This window comes from Pseudoalteromonas sp. 120-MNA-CIBAN-0494 (assembly GCF_040308885.1).
In the GTDB taxonomy this organism is placed as follows: domain Bacteria; phylum Pseudomonadota; class Gammaproteobacteria; order Enterobacterales; family Alteromonadaceae; genus Pseudoalteromonas; species Pseudoalteromonas nigrifaciens.
This window is the reverse complement of the sequence record NZ_JBEOOE010000165.1, coordinates 1-266: the sequence shown is the minus strand read 5'-3', so window position 1 is coordinate 266 and position 266 is coordinate 1. Positions and strand designations below refer to the sequence as shown.

Annotated in this window: 1 pseudogene; it reads left to right on the top strand. The window is 54.9% G+C overall.

The annotated features are described in order from the left end of the window. Nucleotides 1-87: 87 nt before the first annotated feature. Nucleotides 88-266, top strand: a pseudogene (locus AAEY55_RS18375) (IS5/IS1182 family transposase); the annotation flags it as partial.

Here is a 266-nt window from a genome sequence, read left to right as displayed (position 1 = left end):
GTTGTGACTTCGACGTCTCATGGCCGAGCCTGTGTGAAAACGCACTGATCGCCTAAACTGAATCAACGCATTCAGATCGGGTGACTCATGAAGCGATTCGTTGAAGGCGATGACCGCAAGCAGGTCGCACTACTTCCCGAATGCGTCGATGATTACATCGGCCCGGACAATCCCGTCAGGATCATAGACGTGTTCGTCGATGAACTGAATCTTGCGGAACTCGGTTTCAACGGCGCTACGCCTGCACTCACGGGCCGCCCGTCGTA